Origin of the sequence: Pantoea sp. T14 (assembly GCF_036663535.1) — a bacterium.
In the GTDB taxonomy this organism is placed as follows: domain Bacteria; phylum Pseudomonadota; class Gammaproteobacteria; order Enterobacterales; family Enterobacteriaceae; genus Pantoea; species Pantoea phytostimulans.
This window is the reverse complement of the sequence record NZ_JAWUEB010000008.1, coordinates 21,193-46,721: the sequence shown is the minus strand read 5'-3', so window position 1 is coordinate 46,721 and position 25,529 is coordinate 21,193. Positions and strand designations below refer to the sequence as shown.

Below are 25,529 nucleotides of genomic sequence, written 5' to 3'. Positions count from 1 at the left end.
TGTCAGTTTACAGGTGTAGTGCGCTGTATAAGCCGCATCCGTTTCACCATTCACTGCGCTAAAAATGTTTTGCTGACGAGAATTAAAAAGAATTCGCTTTAATTAACTTCAGCGAGATTAACGCCCGTTGCATTTGGCAGGCACAGAGCGGCAATGATCCCTATACAATAAGAAGCAATCGCCAGACTTCCCATTGCATATCCTAAATGAACCTGACTCGAGACAATACCTACCAGGGCAGGCATTAGCGAACCGAAGCCGCGTCCAAAACTGGCGCAAAATCCTGCCCCACTACCGCGAATGTGTGTAGGATATAATTCAGAAAAGGCGGGGGTTAAACCTGAAGCCAAACCACCCTGTAATGCCCCAAGAAAAAAACCCAATCCAAGCGTCATATTCAGACTGACGTTAGCGAACATATAAATACTGACAACAATCATTTGACACAACAGAAACAGAATAATGGTTTTCCATCGGCCAAACTTATCGCTTAAACGGCCATAGAGAAAGGGACCTATCAGCGAACCCAAAATATTTATCGCTAAATAGCCTGACATTGATACTACCGGCAATCCCAGTTCCATACGCAGATAGGTTGGCAACCAGGTAATCATTATATAAGCACCACCAAATATTCCGCTGGCCAATAAAGTTGCGGTCACGGTAATACGCCGGTGCTTTGCCTGAAAGATCTCCGTTATCTTTTTAGGTTGTTTATTTTGCGGCGTATTTGAAAAAACGGGTGACTCCGGCACTAAGCGACGAATAAACCACACCAGAACAGCCGGAACAATGCCGATAAGGAAAAATAATTTCCAGGCAATTTCCTGCGGGAAAAAATTCAGTAACACCGGCAGTACGGCCAATGAAATGGCATAACCGAGTGCGTATCCGCTCTGAATTGATGCTCCAACACGACCACGATAACTCGCCCGGATCACTTCGCTGATTAAGACACCACCAACGACAACTTCGCCGCCGTAACCAAGGCCCTGTAAAAAACGTACGATCAGAAACTGCCAGAACTCGCCACACAGTGCAGTCAGTGCTGTAAAGCAGGCCACCCATAACACCGTTAACTGCATGACGCGAATACGCCCCCAGCGATCGGCCAGCATGCCAGCGCTCCAGCCCCCCAAAGCACTACCTATTAAGGATGCCGATCCTAATATTCCAGCTTCGGATTTAGTCAGTATTGCCAGACTTAATAATATTGGCATGACTAGCGAATAAATAGTGCTATCCATCGAGTCGAGAGTAAACCCGCCCAGACAGGCCCACCAGGTTTTCTTTTCATTTCTGGTGAGTTCACCGTACCATCCTGTTTTCATTTTCCACCCGCCGTTGGCTACAAAAAAATAGCTCGCCACCTTTTCAGGTAAGGCTCATTATTATCGTTTAACGACATACAGAAGTAGGTTAAAATAAGGATTGATAACAGCACCTTTATAGTTTTTTGTGATCGCTGCCGCGGTAAAATTACAATATCAAAAACAACACTCAATCCATTATTAAAGCGCAAGAAAAAAGCCAATCACTAATATTTATCCAGCCATGATTTTTATTTATAAATAAACCAACACACCTATTTACTCGCTACAGATACGTTCTTCCTTCATCCTTATAAATATTAATTAAAAGTAGTTATTTTTTTACAACCAACATGCTTATAAAGGCGTCAATTCTAAAAATAAAAAACACTCTGAATTAATAGATACCATCAAACTTCTAACGCGCTAAAATAAAAAACGCCGCAATCTCGACGCTTTTTATATTTACATTTTAACTGATTTTAATGACTAAATTGATAAGGCTGATAAAAATGCGATCCTGCCCAATCGTAATGCTTGTTGATTACAGGTAACGTTTTCGGCACATAGGACGCCGCCTGCATTACATTATCTTTGCCGTTCCACACCGCATATTGCGGGTAAGGATAAACAGGACGCGATGCTGCGTTAGACGGGATGGTTTCCAGTTTCATATCTGGACGTTCCATCACTGGAGGTTTTCCTCCCTGCATCGGGCTGGCTTTCAAAGGCAGCTTACCATCCGCGCCGACAGGCTGACCAAAGCTGTTTTTCTGCTGCGGTGAGGCCTGCCAGGTAGTGACAGCGTCAGGTGCCTGGCCCTTTTCCACCCAGTTCATCACGGGCGTCAGGAAATCGACCAGACTCGGGCCTTCTCCATTCGAACAATGGTAAACACCGGGCAGCAAATACAGACGTTCAAAGGCCTGGCGCTGTGATGCGCCCATCTCTTTGCCCAGCGCATTGTGGTATGCAATTGAATTGAGAGGAGAAATATGCGGATCGGCCCAGCCGTGCCAGATGATCAGCTTGCCGCCTGCCTTAGCGAACGCGCGCAAATCAGGATTGGTGGCATCATAGAGGCTGTGCAACTTACTGAGCTCATCGAAAGTTTTCTGATCAAATTTCAGCTCATTAAGTGTAAAAGACGGTGCCGGGTTAGTGACAAAATTAACGTAACGCAGCGAAGAGAGCGAAATCATTGAGCTCATCACTGGCTGGCTCTTTTCTTCAGGAATAAACACGCCCTGCCAGGCAAGTTCAGAGCCATACTGCGGCCCGCCGACAATCAATTTACGACCGGTTTTTGCATCGCGTGGCCCGTCGTAGAGTTTCTTCAGCGCGGTAAGTTGTACGTTGCTCAAGCATTTACCGTCCTGCTGACCCGCTTTACAGCGAAGCACATCCAGGTTGGGATGACAGGCTTCCGGCGCGGCAATCAGGCCATCTTTCTGTCCGTCGAGCGCATCACACTGATTCAGCACAGCCTGATGTATCAACGGCAGGTCTTTTGACGTCAGTAGTGCGTTGCCGTCTTTGTCCCGGTTGCTGACTACCTGCCAGGCATGATACATCGCGTTCTGCACCTGGAAATTCATGGCTGCCGCACCCGCAATGATGCCGTTGAAATCATGCGGGAAACGCTGCGCTTCCATCAGCGCTTCGCGCCCACCGTCGGAGCAGCCGTTGAAGTAAGCAAATGCTGCCGGTTTTTGATAGAACGCGGCGATGAGTTTTTTAGCGGCCAGCGCAGTCAAATGTTGTCCCCGCCATGCAAAATCGCTGCGTTTCTGGCTGTCATTTCCCCAGTCCGCTTCCTCTTCACGATGCCCCATATTTGTCGCCGCCACAGCAAAGCCGTTACTGTTGAGCGGTGCGCATCCTGCCGCTGCGCCGGGCTGCAGCGTAATGGAGCCACATAAGCCGCCACAGCCTACCTGCATATATCGTTGATTCCAGCTGTCTGCGGGTAATAAAAGACGAAAACTAATTTCCGGAGCCAGCGTCCCTTCTACTTTGCACCACTGAGCATTGTTCAGTTTGATAACCGAGGTGCTGTTAACCTGACTGCCTTTACCACCGATCTCTGTCAGGTCAGTAGATTTCAGGCTGTCACAGCTGACCGCGGGTTTCATCATTGCCAGATTGGCTGCATGTGCTTCCGGCAATATTAAAAAAACGGCCAGCAGTGACAGCAACTGCAGACCGTAAAAAAGCTTGTTCTTCATAAGGTTCCCTGAGGTAATACCGTGTGTGGCAAGTATAAATTTATTGCATATTTTCACTGCGAAATCTTTTCGTGGAGAAAGTCAGCATTTAGATAAGCAGCGTAAGGAAATATGTTTTACCTGGTTCAACGGTGAAGTAGTAGGCGCAGGCCGTATGGTGCGAATGATTCATTGCTGGCCGAGCTGGCGGCGGAAATAGCACCCTGTTACCGTGTTAATCACGCCACGCAAAAAGGCGCTGACTAAAGCCGGCACCTTTTTTACCGCCAGCTCTGCCACATTCTCAGCAAAAGCTCGGTTGTTATGGCCTTTAGCGCATGAGCAGACAGAAGAAGAGTTAATGAATAAAGCGGCCTTTATTCATCTTCTCTGCAATGAAAATCTGAGGCCGGGTTTTAAGCAACGACTCAGTAGCTTGTAGACGCTCTCATGATCAATTACCTCAAACGATCTAACGCTTCCTGCCAGACGAATGGCGTAAAATCACTGTAGCGAACGCACTGCTCCGCCATTCTTGCCGGCAATCCGGCCTGCACCTGCTGTGTCGCCTGACTCATTACCCCCGCCACGCCGACATCCTGCAAGGTTTTCACCACTTCGCCCATCTCTTCCGCGCGCCTGACGCCATGTTCCGCAACCCGGCTGATAAGATAATGCGGCAATTGATCGTTCCATCCCAGCGACGGGAAACTGGCATGCAGAGAGGCTAAAACGGCTTCTTCTACACCATACTGCCGCGCCGCACTGAGACATTCGGTGGTTAAGGCTTCCAGACCTTTAATCATTACGCTGCGACACATCTTGATCGCCGACACGTCACCAATATGCTCACTGGCAGCGCGCGCGTTGCAACCCAGCGCACTTAACGTGTCCGCAGCGAGAGACGCTGCAAACCCGCCAATCAGCAGCGGTGTAGCAAGCCGCTTTGGCGGCACCGGTGCCATGACCGCAACATCCAGATACGCTCCTGCCCCTGTTGCTATTACCTCAGCGGCAGCACGCTTGGTTTCCGGTGCAACGGAATTAAAGTCCAGAAAAATCTGGCCGGCACGCAGCAGCGGCGCTGCCTGTTTTGCGACGTCCAGCGCGCTGGATGCTGTTACCAGGGAAAACACTAAATCTGCGCCGTCCAGCGCCTCATTCAGTGAACCTGCTGGTTGAACGGCGATTTGCCCCGCCAGCCCGCGCAAATGCTCAGCGTGCTGGCTGAGAAACTTTTTGTCCCAGACACGCACGTTTGCAATACCCGCTAAATCCTGAGCATAAACCTGTCCGGCTTCACCAAAACCGATAATCGCAATACCTGTCATGTGTACTCCTCAGTTGCCTGACCAGAGTGTTCCCGGAATGGCTACTCGACCCTCAAATAGCAGGCGTGCCGTGCGAATCAGTCCGCTATTAATAACGTTGCCCGCCGCATCACGTGTCAGTATTACGCTGAACTCGCCAGTGGGATGTTCAACAGCCAGTCTCTGTTCATGGGCAGTGCTGACCTCAGCAAGCCCTTCCGTAACAGAGCCGGGGATCAGACAGGCGGTTGCCACGCTCACCGCGCCTAATACGCCAATGGATGCATGACAGCGGTGCGGAATAAAGGTGCGTGTAGTCAGGGCACCGCCTTGTTCCGGAGCGGCAATCAGCGTCATTTTTGGCACCGTACGCTGTGCCACATCGCCAAGGTTCATTCGTGGGCCAGCCTGTAGGCGGATCGACTCCAGCCGCGCTTTCAGCTCGTCGTCATTGTCCAACTGTTCGCGCGTTTCCAGCCCGCTTCGTTGCAGATCGGCTGCGCGTAACAACACCACAGGCATGCCATTATCAATACAGGTCACATCAATTCCGTCAAAGCTGTCGCGTGCATTCCCCGTCGGCAGCAACGCACCACAGCTGGAGCCAGCAATATCCTGGAAATTCAGTATCTGCTCAGCTGCGTAACCCGGCACACCGTCAATCTGCGCATCGCCTTCATACTCCACAGCTCCCTCAGGCGTGGCGATACATGCTTCTGCGATTTGCCCGGTGTTCACCATAAAAATGCGCACCCGTGTGACCTCTCCCTGCGCCGCCACCAGCCCTTTTTCAATTGCGAACGGCCCGACCGCAGCGAGAATGTTGCCGCAGTTTTGCCCGTAATCTACTACGGCTTTATTCACGTTAACCTGCGCGAACAGGTAATCAACATCCGCGTCGGGACGCGTTGAGGCTGAAACAATCGCAACTTTGCTGGTCAGCGGATCGGCGCCGCCGATACCATCAATCTGGCGCGTGTCGGGTGAACCCATGACGGCCAGTAACACGCGATCGCGCGTGGCGTTATCGGCGGGCAGATCTGATGCCAGAAAGCAGGCCGCTTTAGAGGTGCCGCCACGCATTAGGACGCAAGGGAGCAAGGTCTGTTTCATCGTCAGCCCTTCTTCAGTTCATCAAGGGAATTCACATAGCGCAGCCCTTTCTCAGCTAACGCTGGCCGCATCTGATAAATATCCAGACCCAACTCACCGGCGGCGAGTCGCTGACGTTTGCCTTCTTCCGCATCAACGCGTTTTTGTGCCGCAGCACTAACTGCCTCAGCCTGCTCACGCGGCACAATGACCACGCCATCATCATCGGCCACCACGATGTCGCCCGGACTGACCAGTTGCCCGGCACAGACTACCGGCACATTTACCGAGCCTAATGTCTCTTTCACCGTACCCTGCGCATAAACAGCTCGCGACCAGACGGGAAAATTCATGTCACGCAACGTCTGGCTGTCACGGATACCGATATCGCCTACCAGAGCGACCACACCACGCGCCTGCAATGACGTTGCCAGCAAATCGCCAAAAAAACCGTCATGACAATCTGAGGTCGGCGCTACCAGTAAAATATCGCCCGGCTGACACTGTTCTACTGCAACGTGGAACATCCAGTTATCACCGGGTGAGACCAGCACGGTCACGGCGCTGCCCGCGACCGTGCGGTTTTGCTGAACCGGGCGCACACGAACATCAAGCAGGCCACTTCGTCCCTGCGCTTCATGTGTAGTCGCCACGCCATAGCGTGCAAATTGTGCGACCAGCTCGGACTCGGCGCGCTCAATATTTCTCACGACTACACCTTTTTTATTCACGATGCTCATGACAAATCCTCCGTTACGCGCGGAAACAGGCTCTGATAGCCCTCGCCGTGGCTAATCACTTTAGATGAGGTGATCCCTACGTTACGCTTAGCCTGTACACCACGTTGTAATGCCACGCGCGTATAGTATTCCCAGAGGTGCTCCTGCCCCGCCATGCACTGGATGGCGGCATATTTTTTATCCCAGACCGACGTAATATCCAGGAGAACATCGGGTTTCCAGTTGCACTGCTCCGGCTGGTGTGGCTCAAAGCAGTAAACCGGAGGTGCACCGATAATGGTTTCACCGGGACGATAACCTTCGGCCTGCGCAATGATGCGGGCTTCCTGAGTCAGGTTAGCGGCCAGCGGATGATCGTAGTTATAGGGGTCATTCACTGAATGAGTCAGAACAAAGTGCGGTTGGACTTTACGGAACACGTCTGCAAGGCGGAACAGCGTTTCTTTATCTGCACGTAGTGGATAATCGCCAAGATCAAAGAATTCAATGCTTGCCCCGAGAATCTTGGCCGCAGCTTCGGCTTCTTCTTGTCGACTCTGCTTCACGATTGCTTCAGTCATATTGCCTTTGCGCCACAACTTTGCTGATTCGCCGCGCTCACCATAGGAAAGGCATACCACATGCACGTCGTAACCCTGAGAGGCATGCAACGCAATCGCGCCACCTGCACGCCAGACGAAATCAGCGGAGTGGGCACTGACGACTAAAGCACTCTTTTTTGCGATCTTTTCCATCATGTCATCCTGCATTTTGCTGTTTTTTTCATCCTGACATGCGGTCTAACGTGCGGGTAATGCCTTTCATTGCGTCAGTTATGACTTTTATTTATGTTGTGATTCAGACCTCAAACTCTCGGCGATAAAAATGAAAAAGGCTAATGAAGAAAATCAGTTAAAAATCATGCAAATACGCTCTTTTTGTATGATCGCTGAACGTGGAACTGTATCCGAGGCTGCGAACAAATTATTTCGTACCCAGTCGGCAATCACCCGATCAATTCGTGACCTTGAACACACTTTAAACACGCCGTTATTCGAGCGTCACGCAAGCGGCATGATGCTGACGGAAATGGGAAAATGTGTTCTGCCGAGAGCCAAGCGCGCTATACAGGAATTGCACCTGATCCCCTCGGTACTCAGCAAATTGAAACAGCGTGACAACGGTCGTGAAGAGGCTGAGCCGATCTGGCTATTCAATCTGAGACGGCTACAAATTTTTCTTGAACTGTTCAAGCTCCATCACACTCAGAGCGTGGCAACATCAATCGGTATTAGCCAGCCGGCTGTCAGCGCAGCATTGAAAGTACTGGAAAAAGGAGCAGGATTAACGCTGTTTCAGCGCACGCCCAAAGGCATGATGCCTACGCCCGCCGGACGAGAAATCGCCCCGTTTATCAGTCGCGCATTGAACGAGATGCGGCATATACCTGAAGATCTCGCTGCTCAGCAAGGGATCCTTACCGGCACAGTACATGTCGGCGCGCTGCCGCTTTGCCGCAGCAGCGTGTTGCCTCTGGCCATTACCCGACTAGTGACGCGCTATCCCGGTATCAAAATAGTGACCAATGAAAGCGCCTTTAGCGCGCTGATCACTGAATTACGCGCTGGCGATATTGATTTTATTCTTGGCGCACTGCGTCAGCACGACGCGGTGCCGGATATTCAAAATCAGCTTTTATTCGATGAAGAACTTATTTTACTGGCACGGCCGCAGCATCCGCTGGCTGGCCGACCCTTAACCCCAGATAACCTGAAGCTGACACAGTGGATCCTGCCGCGCGATAACTCACCCGCACGACATTTACTGGACCGTGCCTTTAAAACGTTAGGCATGTCTGCCCCACAACCGGTAGTGGAAAGCGGAGATTTGGCGATAGTGCGCGGGCTACTTCTTGATTCCGATATGGTGGCAGCCGTTTCTTCGCATCAGCTTGAGTATGAATTACGCGCTAAAATCCTTACCCCTCTGGCGCTTAATCTGCCTGACACACGCCGTGAAATTGGTCTGACTTTTCGTCGCGGGGCGTTGCATTCTCCTGCGGCAAAAGCGCTCTTAGACTGCATCGATGAGACGCTGACTCGCACAACCTAAACGAAACTCATACATCCACTAAACGTATCAGGCGCAAGGCTTCAATATTTATGCCCATTTGCGCCATTTTAATGACCTAACGACAATGTTAAACGCATCACAATATAAAGCTAACTCATATCTCTAAAAGCCTTTTTTGACAGACATGGCTGTTTACCCCGCTTAACGTGTTATTCGATTGTTGCCTTTCTCTCACCACAACGATAGCTGCCGTAGGTAGCACAGAAGAGAGCGTACCCGATGACAGCGAATAACCTGGTTAATGTAAAAGAGTGGATTGATGTACGTCCCATCTCGTCCTTTCAGTGGCGCGTACTGGTGCTGTGCCTGATTATCATTATGTTTGACGGCTATGACGCTGCCGTAATGGGCTTTATTGCCCCGGCGCTGATTGAACACTGGGGTATCAGTCGCTCAGCAATGGGGCCGATTCTCGGTGCGGCAATGTTTGGCGTGGCACTGGGTGCACTGATTGCCGGGCCAATGTCCGATCGCTATGGCCGGAAGCGGGTCATTTTACTGTCGGTGCTGATCTTCTCCGCTTTCAGCCTGGCCTGTGCGTATGCCGCTTCGCCCACACAAATGGCCCTGTTGCGCTTTATTGCCGGATTAGGATTAGGCGCAGTGATGCCGAACTGCGTGACTCTATTGTCGGAGTACATGCCCGAGCGTCGTAAAGGGATCATGATCACGTTGATGTTCAGCGGTTTTAACATTGGTTCGGGGCTGGGCGGATTTATCGCCGCCGGGCTACTGGCTCATTATCACTGGCCTGCCGTGCTGATTTTCGGTGGCGCGCTGCCGCTGATCATGCTGCCGGTTATTGCCTGGCTGTTACCGGAATCGGCGCTGAATCTGGTGGTACGCAAGGCTCCGCGTGCGCAAATTGCCGCGCTGCTGAACCGTATGGGCGGACATTTCACTGATGAGAGTGCCTTTATCCTTAACTCTCCCAGTATTAAGCGCAACAGCACCATTGCAGAGTTGTTTCGTCACGGCTTTGCGCGCGGCACCATCATTCTCTGGCTGACCTATTTTATGGGGCTGTTCGTTATTTATCTGCTGAATGGCTGGTTGCCAACCATCATGCGTTCCGGCGGTATTTCACTGGAGCAAGCCGCCATTATTGCCGGTTTGTTCCAGCTAGGTGGCCCGGTGGGAGGCATCATTGTTGGTGCGCTGATGGATAAACTGCGCGCGAAATGGGTTATTGGCGTGGTGTATTTAATCGGCTGTGTCTGTCTCATTACGCAAGGTCTTTTTGGACTGAGTGGCGTGGCGCTGGGTGTGATTATTTTTATCACCGGCATGTGCATTAACGGCGCGCAAAATGGGCTGCAGGTTTACTCGCCTGCATACTACCCAACCGAGATCCGTGCGACGGGCGTAAGCTGGATGCACGGGATAGGTCGTATTGGCGCTATCCTCAGCTCATCACTGGGTGGTCTGTTGATGGGGGCTTTCCCGGGCCAGTCAGCCATCTTTTTTATTCTTGCCCTGCCCGCGCTGCTTGCCGCGATCAGCATCGTTTTCCATCGCAATATTCAACTATCCATGAAGGTAAAAGGCGCAGGACTTGGTGAAATTCCGGCCCTGTCGCAAACGTTGAATAACCGATAAGTGAAGCCGCTCTTATGGCTCAGCTTATTCGTGGAATTAGGGTTTCTCATACTCTGGTCATCGGATTTCTCGTTAATCGAGCAAGTAGCAAGAAGATCGGCAAAGAATTGATAGGACGTGATTCTTCTGTTTAAAAAAATCTTAGTAAGACGTCATCTGTATATGGGACAGAAATTATATGAATATTCAGCAGGCTGTTGAAAAAACACTTTTGTCAGTTGGGATAAATGAAACAGCAGAAGTGATTTATAACCCTAATTATGATCTTCTTATAGAGCATGAGACTTCAGCAGAACTGGAGGGCTACGAGCGCGGAGTGATGACCACTTCCGGTGCAGTTGCTGTGGACACTGGCGAATTCACCGGACGCTCGCCTAAAGATAAATATATCGTCCTGGATGATACAACGCGCGATAGCCTGTGGTGGGCTAACTCCGGAACGGGACGTAATGACAATAAACCGCTGTCACCTGAAGTCTGGGCAGAACTCAAATCGCTCGTCGCCTCTCAACTTTCAGGCAAAAAACTGTATGTGATTGATGCGTGGTGCGGGGCGAGTGCTGCTACGCGACTGGCTGTGCGCTTTGTTACCGAAGTTGCCTGGCAGGCCCATTTCGTAAAAAATATGTTTATTACTCCTGATGCCGAAGAAATTGAGCAATTTACCCCCGATTTCATGGTAATAAACGGTTCCAAATGTACCAATGCAAACTGGCAGGCTCAGGGCCTCAACTCCGAAAACTTTGTCGCTTTTAACCTGTCAGAGAAGATCCAGTTGATTGGCGGCACCTGGTACGGCGGAGAAATGAAAAAAGGCCTTTTCTCCGTTATGAATTACCTTCTTCCCCAACGTGGCATTGCATCAATGCACTGTTCTGCCAACCGAGGTGCCAATGGCGATGTGGCCCTTTTCTTTGGTCTGTCAGGAACGGGGAAAACGACGTTATCTACCGATCCCGAACGTCAGCTTATCGGTGATGATGAGCATGGTTGGGATGATGACGGAATCTTCAATTTCGAAGGTGGCTGCTATGCAAAAACGATTAATTTAAGCGAGCAAGCTGAGCCTGAAATTTATAAAGCCATTCGTCACGAAGCATTACTGGAAAATGTTGTTGTGAGAGAAGACGGCAGCGTGGACTACGCTGATGGTCGTAAAACGGAAAATACGCGCGTTTCCTATCCACTTTCGCACATTGACAATATTGTCCGTCCGGTTTCACACGCAGGCCACCCGGCGCACATCATATTTTTGACGGCCGATGCATTCGGCGTATTACCCCCGGTATCGCGTCTGAACCGCGAGCAAATGCAGTACCATTTCCTTTCCGGCTTTACCTCAAAATTGGCGGGTACAGAAAGAGGTATTACGCATCCTACTCCAACGTTCTCAGCCTGTTATGGCGCCGCCTTTCTGCTGCTTCATCCGACACAATATGCCAGCGTGCTTGAAGCCAGAATGGCTGACACCAGCGCACAAGCCTGGCTGGTTAACACGGGCTGGAACAGCAAAGGCGAGCGTTTATCTCTCACCAACACCCGCAACATTATCAGTGCCATCCTTAACGGTTCTGTCAGCAATACACTTTATAAAGAAATTCCTGTCTTTAATCTTTCTGTACCAGACAACATACCGGGCGTTGATAATAACCTGCTCGATCCGCGTAACAGCTGGGACTCGGAAAAGGAATGGCTGGAAGCAGCCAACAAGCTGGCGCAGCTTTTTGTTGATAACTTTAAGCAATACAGTGACACAGAAGCGGGCAAACTGCTGGCTTTTGCAGGACCAGATTTACGTGAGGAAAGTTAAAAGCCTACTATGTGGCATTCAGCCATAAAGAGTAGCAGGTGGAAACGCTCGCTGGCGCAGCAGATTTGCCAGTTTAAACATCATCGATAATGCAAACAAAGATGGTTTTAGAGGTTCGATTAAATCACTGGCCTGATGCGAACAGCGATTTCTGTCCATTGCTCCTGCCGACAAAATACACGAGTAACACATGCTCTATTTCCGGGTACAAGCGTGTTCCCTGTTTTATGGCATGCGTGTGACGTTGGTACATACAATGCTTCAGTAAAACGCTTGCATCAACATCGGCTTTTTACCCCCTTATTTATATAGGGGGGTCATCAACAAATGAACGCAGCTTGCCTTCTGATAATGAACCTGAAATAAGTTACCAATGCTGCCGCACCCGCCAATGCAGATATTCTGTTCATTCCGTTACGCTCGCTTTGCCTACTGCCATGAGCACGCAGAGTCATCGGGTCGCTTGATGTCGCGTAACTCATCTCAGTCCTGCTTATTTTGCAGGGATATTTTCCGCTTCGCGCTGTCGATGCAGCTTCTCCAGCCACTGCGCAGTCTGTATGTAGTCGCGGGGAGTCTTAAGAACGTCATTACCATGCATTTTTTCTGCAAGAATAACCCGGCATGAACTTACAGTTTCCAGACCCGTTTTTCTGTTGCACTAACGGCCGTCAAAATGGGAAGGGACTCATGCTGTCGCTGCCTGACTGCATCGATTTCAGCATCAGTAACTTATTGTAAAACAATAGTATGGTGATGCAGGTTTCGCCTGGCATTGAGGGAATCCGAAGATGCGCTATTGTCTTGCGCCAATGAAATGGTTAAATACTGTGCGACGCTGATCGTATATCTGATTTCAGCATTAACTTGGTGGAAAGCCGCACGTGGTGCCGTTATTGCAACACCACAGCCAATGATTGTATCAAGCGCACGCGCACTAAACAGATCGCTGATCTCAAATTGCGTACTGAAGTACAACGCATAATTCAATGATTAGCTGCAGTAGGGCAGCCTCTGTTCAGGAGGCCGGGATCCAGCGAGATTGCGTTGCTCCTGCGTCATACTGAATTTTTGCTGGCTCAGCAAAGTATCGCGCTAACACTGGATCAAAATACCCGGCAACATGCTCAACTGGCACTAGAGCTCATGCTGCGTCATCTGGAAGGAGGCGAGAAACCGGATACCTACGCGGAGGGCAAAGTAGATTTTGTGATTTATACCTCCGAGAACAGTGCTTAACGTAAATTTAAAGAATGATATTTATTATCGTGTTATGAATGCGCTGATTTACATATTATTGCCAGTTATAAGATCTCAATGGGAATTACTTTCTTTCGGCAACGCAGTAGAATTAACCGAACCTTATAAAATTAAGACACTATATTTAACACTCTTGCATTCACATAAAATTGGTATCAAATATCTTTGTCGGAAGATCGTTAAATCAAAACAATCAAGCGTGTATAGATGATTTTTTAGAGGACTTTTTAAATTAATCAAAAATGCATGATCGCATCACTCTTTATCTGAATATTTTAAGTAGCTTCTATCTGGCTCATTAAAACCGGATACCTCATAAAAACTCGGCAAGCCTATATCAATAATAAGTGAAAGGTAACAATTCACGGACAACACTTGTGATTGATGTGAACCCATCAAAATAAAGTTTATGAAATGCTTGAGCTCACAAAATGAAAGTAAAATTTCATATAATATTTAACTCGGAATATAAATACCGGTAGGGTGAGCGCCACTTAACATTCTTAAATGTTTCTTAGCCGTTTTTACCAGGAGGTTTCATGGATAAAGAACTCTACATCTCGTCGAATCCTGCATCTGGCCCTAACAGCGCTACCCGTACTGAGCCGTTTGTTAAGATCATCGCTATCGTCGCCACGTTGGGCGGACTGCTATTTGGTTACGATACCGGTGTTGTTTCCGGCGCTCTACTTTTCATGCGTGGTGATTTAGAACTCACCCCCTTCACAACTGGCCTGGTTACGAGCTCCCTGTTATTTGGAGCCGCGTTTGGCGCGCTGGCTGCGGGTCATTTTTCCGACAGCGTAGGAAGAAGACGTATCATCATCATTCTTGCGATTATTTTTGCGGTGGGTGCAGTCGGTTCAGCCTTTGCGCCAGACGTGCAATGGATGATTGCCTCAAGACTATTTTTAGGCTTCGCCGTGGGTGGTGCTGCCGCCACCGTGCCTGTCTACATCGCTGAAATTGCCCCGGCAAATAAACGCGGCCAGCTTGTTACCCTTCAGGAGTTGATGATCGTTTCAGGGCAGTTGCTCGCCTACATCTCAAACGCAACATTCAATGATATATGGGGTGGGGAAAATACCTGGCGTTGGATGCTCGCCCTTTCTACCGTACCGGCCGTTCTGTTATGGCTCGGCATGATTTTTATGCCCGAGAGTCCACGCTGGCACGTAATGAAAGGGAACTCAAATGAAGCACGCAAGGTACTTGAAAAAACGCGTGCTGCTGAAGATGTTGAGTGGGAACTGGAAGAAATAGAAGAGACTATCGAGGAAAACCGACAACAGGGTAAAGGTCGTCTTCGTGATTTAGCCACGCCATGGTTGATGAAGATATTCTTTCTCGGCGTCGGTATTGCCGCCATACAGCAGCTTACTGGTGTGAACACCATTATGTATTACGCTCCAACCATGCTTACCGCGGCTGGGCTGAGTAATGATGCCGCTCTGTTTGCTACGATCTCCAATGGTGTCATATCGGTTGTTATGACGCTGGTGGGTATCTGGCTAATTGGAAAGGTTGGGCGGCGTCCCCTCGTGCTGATTGGTCAGATTGGCTGTACCTGTAGCCTGTTCTTCATCGGTGCCATTTGCTTCTTTATGCCTGAATATCATCTTGGCGAGGTTAACTTACTTCGTGCTTATCTGGTGCTCACTGGCATGCTAATTTTTCTCTGCTTCCAGCAGGGTGCGCTTTCACCCGTTACCTGGTTACTTCTTTCAGAGATATTCCCAGCCAGAATGCGTGGAATATGCATGGGAGGCGCAGTGTTCTCACTCTGGATCGCCAACTTTGCTATTTCGATGGCGTTTCCTTTGCTGCTAGCCGCATTCGGCCTTGCCGGCGCGTTTTTAATTTTCGCTGTTATTGGGATTGCAGGTAGCGTTTTCGTCATACGATTTATTCCAGAAACAAAAGGAAGAAGTCTTGAGCAAGTGGAGCATTATTTCTATGAGCTTTATAACCATAAAAAGCCTGCTCTGAATAAAATATAACCCTGCGTTAAGCATATATTTTTTAATTAGCCTCAAGCCTGCGAAATGCTGATAAAAAAACACACCTTAGCGTTTTAAATTATTGATAAATACAAAACTAGCCCTCTATTGAAGAATTAACATTCAGGAATATCTTATGTCTATCAACATTACTAATGACCGTTTCTGCATTAACCGAAAAATAGCACCGTCCATCAGTATTGAACGTTTTTTCGAGCTGGTGAAAGAGCTTGGTTTGAATAAAGTTGAGCTTCGCAACGATATGAACGGCGGAAGCGTGACTGACGGTAAAGGTGGCGATGCGGTAAGGAACATGGCCGACAAAGCTGCCATAAAAATCATCACGATCAACGCAGTGTATCCCTTTAATCAGTTGAATGATGACGTTCTGAGTCGGACTCGTCAGTTATTGAGTGATGCACGTGACGTGGGTGCCGAATCCCTGGTGCTGTGCCCGCTTAATGACGGTACCCAGATCTCAGATGACGAAACGATTTCCGCATTGAAAACGCTCGCGCCTTTGTTTGCGGAATATGGCATTCAGGGATTGGTTGAGCCGCTGGGCTTTCCTCAAAGCTCTTTACGATCTGCCACTGTTGCCCAGTCCCTGATTAAACAAGCCGGTGTACCCTTTAAACTCGTTTTAGATACCTTCCATCATCATCTCTTCGAAGATGCTGAGAATGACTTCGAGCAGGATATTGATATTACCCAAATTGGCCTGGTGCATCTGTCTGGCGTGACTGACACGCGTGCGACTCACCTCCTGACTGATGAAGAACGCATCATGCTTAGTGAAGGCGATCTTCTTAAATCCAAAGAGCAGGTAAACAGGCTTGAGCAGATGGGCTATCGCGGTATTTACGCATTTGAACCGTTCTCATCTGTTATGGACTCATGGACTGAAGAAGATATTGCTCGTGAAATTAAGAACAGCATTCTTTTCTTGAATCAATAAATTGATATAGCAACGACAGGAAATAAACTTATGACGATTAATATTGGTGTTATCGGAACCGGCGCAATTGGACGTGAACATATCCGTCGTTGCAGTCAGGTTCTTCAAAACTCGCGCGTAGTGGCATTAAACGATATAAACCGCAGCAACTGCGAACAGGTGATTAATGAATTAGGACTTGATGCGCAAATTTACGACAACGCGCATGATCTCATTAACGATACTGCTGTCCAGGCTATCTTGGTGACATCCTGGGGGCCCACCCATGAAGAGTTTGTGCTGGCCTGTATCAAAGCAGGTAAGCCAGTATTCTGTGAAAAGCCACTTGCTGTGACGGCACAAGGTTGTCTGAACATCGTTGAAGCTGAAATTAATGCAGGTAAAAAGTTGGTACAGGTGGGCTTCATGCGCCCCTATGACAGCGGATACCGTGCCCTGAAAGAGGTAATCACCCGTGGAGATATTGGTGAGCCATTAATGCTGCATTGTGCGCATCGTAATCCCAGCGTTGGTGACGCTTACACCACGGACATGGCCATTACCGATACCTTAATCCATGAGCTTGACGTCCTGCGTTGGCTACTGAATGACGATTACGTCAGTGCGCAGGTTATTTTCCCGCGTAAAACACGCAATGCTTCATCACACTTACGCGATCCACAAATCGTGCTGCTTGAAACAACCCGGGGAACCCGCATTGATGTCGAAATCTTCGTGAACTGCGATTATGGCTATGATATCCAGTGTGAAGTTGTTGGCGAATTAGGTATTGCACGCCTACCAGAACCCGTCTCCGTTCAAACGCGTAGCGCAGCAAAATTGTCAACAGCCATTCTCACTGACTGGAAAAAACGCTTTATTGATGCCTACGATGTAGAGCTGCAGGACTTCATTGATAACGTGGCTTCAGGTGAAATGACCGGACCCTCGGCATGGGATGGTTATGCCGCAGCTGTTGCTGCAGATGCCTGTGTCGCAGCCCAGAACTCAGGTGAAATTCTGCCTGTTAAGATGCCGCCGAAACCTGCTTTTTATGCCTGATTAGAGTATGACTCGGCTTTACGGCGTGGCCGCGGTTATCGTGGTCTCGCCATATCATTTTTAATGCTCATTGGAACAGGGTCCGCACTTAAATTTGCGTATTAAAAAAGGGTTCATGAACAGAATGAACCCTTTAAAATCCTCAGCCTATCAAACCAGTCAGGCTTTATCCGTCGTCCTGATCTGAGGACATCATGTCACCTTAATGCGCTGCCACCTGCGGTTTTAACTTCAGTAACTTCCGGCTTTCGGTAACATCTTCTACCGGGACAGCCGTTGCCGCATTACCCCAACTGTTTCTCAGATAGGTTGCGACAGCTGCAACCTGCTCATCTGATAATTTCCAGTCAAAGGCTGGCATAGCACCGCTGGTAGGATTGCCGACAGTCACCGCGCCACGCCCACCCTGTAGAATCGTTGTGATAATGGAAGATGCATCTTCAGCCATCAACCCTGAGTTACCTGCCAGGCTCGCTGCAAGGTTTGGAATGCCTTTACCATCACTATTATGGCAGGCAGTACAGTTAGCTGAATAAACGTTTTCACCCATTTTCATTTGGGCATTACTGACTGATAACGCCGCTGGCGCTTTATTCTTTGAAGCTGGAACAGCTTTCAAATAGACAGCAATCGCACGCAGGTCTTCATCTGTCAGGTGTTGGGTGGAATTTGTTACCGCTTCAGCCATAGGACCAGAGGCTACCGCAACGTGGTTACTGCCAAGCTTCAGGTAATCGATGATTTGATCCTGGCTCCAGCGGCCAATGCCTGTATACGTGTTAGGGGTGATGTCGGGAGCATGCCACTCGGCCAGGTTACTTCCTTGTAGATAGTCGCTGGTATCACCACCAATGATATTTTTGGCTGTATGGCATGCAGCACAGTGCTCCAGACCTTCAACTAAATAGGCGCCTCGGTTCCAGATCTGGGACTTTGCAGTATCAATTTGAAAACCCTGATTTTTGAAGAACAGCAGGTTCCACCCCATCATTGCCAGACGGATGTTATAAGGAAAACTCAGGTTAGTCTCTGGCACTTTATAATTCACTGGCTTGACTGACCGCATGTACATCCAGAGATCGTGCATATCTTTATCGCTGATTTTTACATACGCATTATAAGGCATGGCTGGATAGAGGTTTTCACCTTCCTTACCTTTGCCATGACGAACGGCACGGTAGAAATCGCGTTCGGTCCACTTGCCAATGCCGGTCTCTGCATCAGGGGTGATGTTGCTGGCATAGATACCGCCAAAGGGTGTACTGATTGAGTAACCACCGGAAAATGGCTGCTTGCTTTCGGGCGCGGTGTGGCAGGCGATACAATCTCCCGCAACAGCCACATAGCGACCACGCGCCACTGACTCGCCATCAGAGGCGGAGGGAGGCTGGCTGGTTAAAACGTCAGTGCTGGCAACATTATCTGATGACGTATCACCATTTTCCCACAATAGAGCAGCAGCAACGGTGGCAGCTACAACAGCAACCCCAGCGACAATCGTTGTCTTTTTCATATCACACCTTTACCAACGGGCCGGGATTCTTCATGTACTGTTCGATAATGGCTTTCGCCGTCCACAGGCTCAGTGCGCCAATCGTGCCCGTCGGGTTATATCCGGCATTGTTTGGAAAAGAAGAGGCACCCAGAACAAACAGGTTGTGCATATCCCAGCTTTGCTGATAGCGGTTGAGTACGCTGGTTTCAGGATCAACGCCCATTACTGCACCGCCGATAGTGTGGTCACTTGCGAAGTTATACGGTGAGTAATGGCCTGACGCGGAATTGGTACCAATAACAATTTTTGCGCCCATCGCTTTACCAATTTCGACACTTTTCTCTTCGATAAACTTTGCGGAAAGACGATCATTATCGTTGTAGTCAAAAGTGACACGCAGCAGCGGATTGCCGTTATCATCTTTGTATTCTGGGTCGAGATCGAGGTAGTAATCCTCATGAGAGAAACTGGTGCCCTGCCCAAAGATGAACGTGCCATTCTGGAACGCGTGGGTATAAGCCTTTTTCCACTCTTTACCCCAACGCGGCGTACCCGGAGGAAGAACATCAGCATTGCCTATGGGCCTGGCACCACGTGCAACAACCAAAATGCCGGCACCACCAATGAAGTCCATCCCGGTGTGATCGAAATTATCGCCGTTCCAGTCATCAACTTGCTGTGAAAGTGCCCCAGCACCGATGTACTGATTTAAGTTTTCATCTTCGAAGAATAAGCTGGCACCAGATACCGTCTGGAAGCTGTACGCTCGCCCTACTACACCCGTTTTGCTTACAGGGTCGTAAGGTTTACCAATTTTAGAAAGAAGCAACAGGCGGACGTTCTGCATCTGGAAGGCAGAAAGGATGACGATGTCAGCGGGTTGATCCCACTCTTTTTTATTTTTATCAAGATAAGTCACGCCAGTAGCAGTCTTGCCGTCAGCAGATTTATTAACACGCACTACAGCGGAATCAGTCAGTACGGTGAAGTTTTCACGCTGCATTAAAGCCGGAATAACACAGGCATTAGGGCTGGATTTTGAGAAGTTACCGCAGCCATAGTAGAGGCAATAACCGCAATAGGTACAAGGTCCCATCCTGACACCCAATGGGTTCACATAAGCGCGTGAAGCCTGGCCTGCAGGAACCATAAAGGGATTCAGGCCCAGAGATTTTGACGCGTCACGAAAAATATCGGTTAAGCGCATGCCTTCAAGCGGCGGCAAAGGATATTCAGTGCTACGGTTGCCCTCAAATGGGTTGCCGTCTGGAACAATTTCACCGTTGAGTTTTCCCGCTTTACCTGAAACGCCTGCGATACGTTCAAAGCGATCATAGAATGGTTCAAGCTCGTCATAGGTCACTCCCCAGTCCTGAAGAATGATGCCTTTAGCAATCTGCTTTTTACCGTAGCGCTTTACAGTTTGGCTGTAGGGCTCAAAGTCGAAAGGCGTAAAGCGCCATGCCATGCCCGCCCAGTGTGTTCCAGAACCGCCAACGTTATATCCCAGCTCATTCAGGTTCCAGTCACGGGAAGGCAGTGCGGTTTGCGTTGTGTTATTGCGAAACGTTGTGGTTTCAACTGCGGGTGGCAGTAGCATGCTGCGGCGGGTATCCCAGCGCAGTTCGTCAGTATCAATCGAAGGGGGAAAATCAGTTGCGGTTTCAAACCATGGGCCGCGCTCAATAGCGACGACATTTAAACCAGCACGTGTTAACTCTTCGGCGATTAAAGAGCCACACCATCCCAGGCCGACGATGGCAACGTCAGCTTTTGGTCGAATATTTTTCATTTTAAAACTCGTACTTGCGCAACAATAGCGTCGGTGAATTAAAGGGTGTTATCAATCAGGCTGGTTGGGATGATTTTGAGCTTTTTCCCTTTCTTAGCGAGCAAGTCGCGGAAGTCATAACGCGCGCCGGGAAAACCAATCATTTTCCAGCTAGCCATATCTTTATTTCCGCCATAAATAGGATCGGACAGGAACCCTTCGCGGACGTTTTGAAGCAGTAATTCGAAAAATACCTTGGTCTCAACTTCCTCACCCAAATTGATATGATTCGTTTCCATTGCTGTTAAAACGTTGTCCTGTTGATCACCCGATAAATCAACAAAGGCTTTGCCGTATTGTTTTTGGGTAGCCTGATCCAATGCGGCAATGCCAAGTCGGTAGCGCTGAGCAGGCGTCAGCGCAGACTGCGGCCCCTGCTCTGGTGTGCCTTTCACAAACTTCCCTAGACGGTACACGGCTACGGCATTGCCATAATCGCCTGCAAGTTGTCTATCAATGAAGATCGCACAGCCCGCATCCTTACCACTGATACTCATTTCATCAGCAGGAATAAAGCGCTCAGAAATAGCACCAACGGTTGCAAATTCATGGGGTGTTAAATATTGCAATCCTCCTTGTCTTGGAGGTGGAGGCGGGGTATTTACTTGACCTGGCTGCCAGGGCTGGCCGCCATTAATCACATCAGCTTTAGCAACTGTAGGTATAGAAGAGGCCACTCCCAGCGCCGTCATGGAAGTGAGAAATTCTCTGCGTTTCATATTATCCCTGCTATTGAATTGGCCACATCAAAATGGACTAATTAAAAGAACAAACACAAATTGCCAAAATTGATTAGGGAACCGCTGAAAGCGGAACATTTCCATGAGGTATTTTTAATTCTAAACTTCCGACTTATATATTTTTATTGTTTACATTTTCGAAAGTTTTCTTAAAGAAAATTTAACAGCGGCGCAATGCTAAGGACTTCCCCTTAAGTTTCAAAGGAGTTTCTTGATGGTTTTCCATCATGAGTAATATATGAACGCTCTGAAAAAATACTCGGTGTCTTGGCGGCATCTATTCACTTATTTGAGTGTTTGTGCTTAGGATAATAATAAGCTTTGCTCTGTACATTTAAAAATCAATTCCTGATTCCTTTTGCACCGTTGTGGAGAAAAAATGAAAAAAGTGACCCTGGAAATGCTGGCTGAAAAAGCGGGTGTTGGAATCGCCACGGTTGACAGGGTGTTAAATGAGCGCGGCGGAGTAAAACCTGAAACTGTTCGTAAAGTGTTAATAGCGGCTCGTGCTGCCGGCCTTCAGCGCTTATTACCTGAAGAAAACAGTCATCCCTGGCAAATTGAAGTGTTTTTGAGCAGCCTTGAATCCTTTTTCTTTCGCCAGTTAGCAAAAGAATTTGCTTTGGTCGCGAATAACCTTGGCTATCGTAAAATAACACTTCATCGTACCTTAGTCCCAGAATCTGAGCCCGATAAGCTTGCCAAAAAAATCAAACAAAGCAGTCACATCCGTGATGGAATAATCGTTTTTGGACATAACTATCCGATAATTTACGAAGCGCTCACATACTGCATGGAAAAAGGTGTGCCGGTGATTACACTCGCGACCGATCTACCCAATGCCAACAGGCTTTGCCATGTAGGTATCAATCAATACCAGGCCGGTCGAACTGCGGGATTATTGATGAGTAAGAGCCGCACCACGCCAGGTACCATAATCATGGTCAGCGGGCGTGTTGATTTTCATGCTCATATTCAGCGTGTTGCAGGCTTTCGAGATATGATTGAACAACGCGCTCCACATCTGGCACTTCATGAGGTGCTTGCTGGGCAGGATGAGCCTGACAAAATTCGATCACTTTTAAATACGGTTTTGAAACGGAACGATAATATTATTGGCTTATATAATACTGGTACGGGAAATAGTGATATAAGCAAAATACTACGCCATTATCACTTAGATAAATCATGCCTTTATATTACCCATGAACTTTCATCAGTAACGCGTCAATTATTAGAAAGTGATCAACTTGACTATACGCTTGATCAAAATGCTCATCATCATGCTACCTCAGCCATACATATTATGCTCAGGCATCTTGAACAAGGTTATAAACCTGATACCTATTCAGATGGCAATGTTGATTTGAGGATTGTTACGAGTGAAAACATGTCCTAATACCGTTTCTTGGTAAAGCCGTGTTAATTCTATGAACGCCAATGAGTCAATCTCATATCAAACATGCGTTGATAAAGGTTGTTTTTATTGGCTTTCAATTAACATTAATCTGTTGCCGTCAGGTTCAATGCTTTTGAAATCCGAGGGAATTTCAGACTGAAATATGAACACTTTAATCTTCAAAAACATACTGTTAGATGAAAAAATCATTGGGAAATGTTTTCAGCGGATATGACTTTGCCACATGGTATAGAAAAAGGACCACTTCAACTGCAAGCGCAGCTTTGTGGCCCATCATGTATGAGATTTAAAAGATTAAAGCTTTTATTTCTCCTGTAACTGCATTTTCTCAATCACTTTTTTAACAGCCACATCAAGCTCAGTCTGAAAAGCAGCCGGTAAGCGTGAGAACTCGTAGGTGACTAATCGCTTTTCAACATCAACTTTCTTACGGGCAAATTGCTTTTTATCAGCAAATTCTCCCATCTTCTCAGTGACAATCTTTTTATCTACTTTCGTGGCTTTCCTGCCAGCACTTGCCACGCGAAAATAGCCGATAATTTTGGTTTTATTTGTTGGATCGTCGAAATCGAGTGCGATCCCGTTTTCAATTCGGTTACGTACGCTGTCAACCAACTCCCCTATTTCAATATTTTGAACGCTAGCTTTGTCTGCAATATCGAGTAATGCCTGATAATCGGTAATGGAAAGCTCACTTACTGAGGGAAACACGGCAATCATTTCATCAGGCACCGCTGCAGCCTGAAAAGCGCGGGTTATTTTTGCAGCGGAAAGTCCTTCGGCTTTGGCAATATCCGACTGATTCATACCTTCCGGATACATCAGTTGAAGGCGCTTTCCCAGCTCTCGCAGCGTGTGTTCTTTAGCTGTCTGGATATCTTTCGCTAACTGGCGCGCATCGGCTAAATCAAGATCATCTTTGGTTACCAGCACTTCAAAAGGAGTACCATTATAGAGACACGCTGCGCGGCGGCGAGAACCGTCCAGTACCTCAATACGACCATCAATCTCCCGGCCAATTGCAGGAAAAAACTGTTGCAGCTTAATGGTACGGGCAATGTCACTAACGGATTCAGGCGTAAGTAACGACTGGTCCCGACCGTTAACTGAGGCATCTACATAGGTCTGGGCTTCAATATCATCATGCAATATTTTTGTGAGAACGAAGCGTGCTTCGGCACCTGATTTCAGTACGAATACCCGAGCGCCTTCCGTCTCACTCAGCATTTTCGAGAAATTTGAATTGCCCAGCGTACGGCCCATCTTTTTCATTACTTTTGTCATTTGATACCCCTTACGAACTCAATTCTCTTGAACACCGCTTGTGTAAACCGTTCAGCTTCACGTTTTGCATTTTTCAGTGCCTCCGCGCTCCCTGGGTAGGATTGCGGATCGGCGCTGACGATAGTGTCAAAAGTCTCTCCACAGCGCTCAAATCCGTCTAAGCGGGGTAGTGTGGCGTCCAGAATATAAGAAGTGAAAACATCCCGAGCCAGGCCATGCGTCATTTCATGGTCGCGCTTGGAGGTCATCTTCGACATAAAGCCGATGTTGCCCTTAATTCGAGGATTAATGCCCTCCTCTTCCAGCTGCTCGAGCATCTCTGGCAAACGAGTGAGGTATTTAAGAGTGGAGTGGAAATCGACCTGAGCTGGCGGCGTTGGCGTTAAAAGCAGATCGCTGGCGGCAATGGCATTAAGCATAAAGGCGTCGAGATGCGGCCCGGTATCGATAAAGATAAAATCATAATCTTTACCGACCCGATCAATGATATTACGCCGCAGAACCTCTGAGGGCAGCACGCCAGATAGATGCTCATGAACAAGGTCGTTCCATTGGCTGGCCACGAAGCCATCATCAATGGAGGCGGGAATGATATCGACACCCGGAATGATAGTCGGCTGGATAATATCTTTATGAAGTTGTTCAGCATCCAGGTCATTAAGCATGGCCTGCGCTGCGGTCTCCATGATTGAACCGATGCTGTTGGTATGATTCAAAAACATCGTGCTGGATGCCTGTGGATCCAGGTCAATCACAAGGTTACGTAGGTCATACTGTAACAAATCTGGATGAACGCGAAGCCCGTGGGCAAGGGTTACCGTACTCACGGTTTTCGATACCCCGCCTTTCAGGTTAACCACGAAAATCACAAACGGGCCTTCCCCTTCATGCAGGTCACGATATTTCGGCACCTTACGATGCGCATAAATATCGACCACATCCTGCACGGTCAGCGCGTAATGCTTGGCATTGCCCGCATCCTTTTTACCGAACAAATGCCCCTTCGCTTCCATCTCTTCTATAGCCTGCTCAACGGCTCGACGACTGAGCTTAGGCATATTTGCCACAGAGTTACGAGTGAAAGTCTGATAGTACCGATCAAGGCCAAATTCCTGGCGTTTATCGATAATGTCGTCGCTCATGCTGCGCAGCATGGCATTTGCCCTGCGAGCCGTCTCGTCTACGCCACCGTAATTGCTTTTCATCCCGCTACTCCATTGGCAAATTTTCCGTAAGTGTACACACAGTATTGTTATGTGCAATAAATTTCGATATTCAGGAAAAAGTTGTACATAGCAATAAGTTTTGTCACCGTCAGCT

Annotated in this window: 18 protein-coding genes and 1 pseudogene; 8 read left to right on the top strand and 11 right to left on the bottom strand. The window is 48.4% G+C overall.

Annotated elements, in window-relative coordinates; genetic code table 11:
* Positions 1–98: 98 nt before the first annotated feature.
* From SC127_RS02340 to galB, 6 genes are all read right to left on the bottom strand, one after another.
* Positions 99–1,331 (bottom strand): MFS transporter, encoded by a 1,233-nt coding sequence (locus SC127_RS02340; protein WP_243080039.1) that lies wholly within the window; start codon positions 1,329–1,331, stop codon positions 99–101.
* Positions 1,332–1,792: 461 nt separating this feature from the next.
* Positions 1,793–3,538, bottom strand: coding sequence for a tannase/feruloyl esterase family alpha/beta hydrolase (locus SC127_RS02335; protein WP_332625029.1), 1,746 nt, complete (start codon positions 3,536–3,538; stop codon positions 1,793–1,795).
* A 437-nt stretch (positions 3,539–3,975) separates the two neighbouring features.
* Positions 3,976–4,848, bottom strand: a complete 873-nt coding sequence (locus SC127_RS02330) for a DUF1932 domain-containing protein (RefSeq protein ID WP_243080041.1) — start codon at positions 4,846–4,848, stop codon at positions 3,976–3,978.
* A gap of 9 nt (positions 4,849–4,857) precedes the next feature.
* The gene (locus tag SC127_RS02325; RefSeq protein ID WP_243080042.1) at positions 4,858–5,940 is read right to left on the bottom strand and encodes a 4-oxalomesaconate tautomerase; all 1,083 of its coding nucleotides are present in this window, start codon (positions 5,938–5,940) and stop codon (positions 4,858–4,860) included.
* A gap of 2 nt (positions 5,941–5,942) precedes the next feature.
* Positions 5,943–6,659 carry a 4-carboxy-4-hydroxy-2-oxoadipate aldolase/oxaloacetate decarboxylase gene (locus SC127_RS02320; RefSeq protein WP_332625026.1) on the bottom strand — a complete coding sequence of 239 codons (717 nt, stop codon included), beginning with the start codon at positions 6,657–6,659 and terminating at the stop codon, positions 5,943–5,945.
* Positions 6,656–7,396 (bottom strand): 4-oxalmesaconate hydratase, encoded by a 741-nt coding sequence (gene galB, locus SC127_RS02315; RefSeq protein WP_332625024.1) that lies wholly within the window; start codon positions 7,394–7,396, stop codon positions 6,656–6,658. The genes SC127_RS02320 and galB overlap by 4 nt, the downstream gene beginning before the upstream one ends.
* A 127-nt stretch (positions 7,397–7,523) precedes the next feature.
* Here galB and SC127_RS02310 point away from each other — a divergent pair, with 127 nt between their 5' ends.
* The 7 genes and pseudogenes from SC127_RS02310 (at position 7,524) to SC127_RS02280 (ending at position 17,439) form a co-directional block, all read left to right on the top strand.
* Positions 7,524–8,750, top strand: a complete 1,227-nt coding sequence (locus tag SC127_RS02310; RefSeq protein ID WP_243080045.1) for a LysR substrate-binding domain-containing protein — start codon at positions 7,524–7,526, stop codon at positions 8,748–8,750.
* A gap of 240 nt (positions 8,751–8,990) precedes the next feature.
* The gene (locus tag SC127_RS02305) at positions 8,991–10,370 is read left to right on the top strand and encodes an MFS transporter (protein ID WP_332625021.1); all 1,380 of its coding nucleotides are present in this window, start codon (positions 8,991–8,993) and stop codon (positions 10,368–10,370) included.
* 178 nt (positions 10,371–10,548) lie between these two features.
* Positions 10,549–12,180, top strand: a complete 1,632-nt coding sequence (gene pckA, locus SC127_RS02300) for a phosphoenolpyruvate carboxykinase (ATP) (protein WP_332625019.1) — start codon at positions 10,549–10,551, stop codon at positions 12,178–12,180.
* Positions 12,181–13,254: 1,074 nt separating this feature from the next.
* Positions 13,255–13,419: pseudogene (locus tag SC127_RS02295) on the top strand (transcriptional regulator); the annotation flags it as partial.
* A gap of 560 nt (positions 13,420–13,979) precedes the next feature.
* Complete coding sequence (locus tag SC127_RS02290; RefSeq protein ID WP_215845120.1) at positions 13,980–15,440, top strand: sugar porter family MFS transporter; 1,461 nt, start codon at positions 13,980–13,982, stop codon at positions 15,438–15,440.
* A 136-nt stretch (positions 15,441–15,576) separates the two neighbouring features.
* Entirely contained in the window at positions 15,577–16,398 is an 822-nt protein-coding gene (locus SC127_RS02285; protein ID WP_332625015.1) for a TIM barrel protein, read from the top strand.
* A gap of 30 nt (positions 16,399–16,428) precedes the next feature.
* Complete coding sequence (locus SC127_RS02280) at positions 16,429–17,439, top strand: Gfo/Idh/MocA family protein (protein ID WP_243080047.1); 1,011 nt, start codon at positions 16,429–16,431, stop codon at positions 17,437–17,439.
* 202 nt (positions 17,440–17,641) lie between these two features.
* Here SC127_RS02280 and SC127_RS02275 read toward each other — a convergent pair whose 3' ends face one another.
* The 3 genes from SC127_RS02275 to SC127_RS02265 are packed head-to-tail and all read right to left on the bottom strand — an operon-like array spanning position 17,642 to position 21,484.
* Complete coding sequence (locus tag SC127_RS02275; protein WP_332625012.1) at positions 17,642–18,952, bottom strand: c-type cytochrome; 1,311 nt, start codon at positions 18,950–18,952, stop codon at positions 17,642–17,644.
* Between the two features lies 1 nt (position 18,953).
* Entirely contained in the window at positions 18,954–20,726 is a 1,773-nt protein-coding gene (locus tag SC127_RS02270) for a GMC family oxidoreductase (protein ID WP_243080049.1), read from the bottom strand.
* A gap of 38 nt (positions 20,727–20,764) precedes the next feature.
* Complete coding sequence (locus tag SC127_RS02265; protein ID WP_332625010.1) at positions 20,765–21,484, bottom strand: gluconate 2-dehydrogenase subunit 3 family protein; 720 nt, start codon at positions 21,482–21,484, stop codon at positions 20,765–20,767.
* Positions 21,485–21,884: 400 nt separating this feature from the next.
* Here SC127_RS02265 and SC127_RS02260 point away from each other — a divergent pair, with 400 nt between their 5' ends.
* The gene (locus SC127_RS02260; protein ID WP_243080051.1) at positions 21,885–22,904 is read left to right on the top strand and encodes a LacI family DNA-binding transcriptional regulator; all 1,020 of its coding nucleotides are present in this window, start codon (positions 21,885–21,887) and stop codon (positions 22,902–22,904) included.
* A gap of 324 nt (positions 22,905–23,228) precedes the next feature.
* Here the strand turns inward: SC127_RS02260 and SC127_RS02255 are convergent, their stop codons facing one another.
* Both SC127_RS02255 and SC127_RS02250 read right to left on the bottom strand, forming a co-directional pair.
* Positions 23,229–24,209 (bottom strand): ParB/RepB/Spo0J family partition protein, encoded by a 981-nt coding sequence (locus SC127_RS02255; RefSeq protein ID WP_332625007.1) that lies wholly within the window; start codon positions 24,207–24,209, stop codon positions 23,229–23,231.
* Positions 24,206–25,414 carry an AAA family ATPase gene (locus tag SC127_RS02250; protein WP_332625006.1) on the bottom strand — a complete coding sequence of 403 codons (1,209 nt, stop codon included), beginning with the start codon at positions 25,412–25,414 and terminating at the stop codon, positions 24,206–24,208. The genes SC127_RS02255 and SC127_RS02250 overlap by 4 nt, the downstream gene beginning before the upstream one ends.
* Between the last annotated feature and the right edge of the window lie 115 nt (positions 25,415–25,529).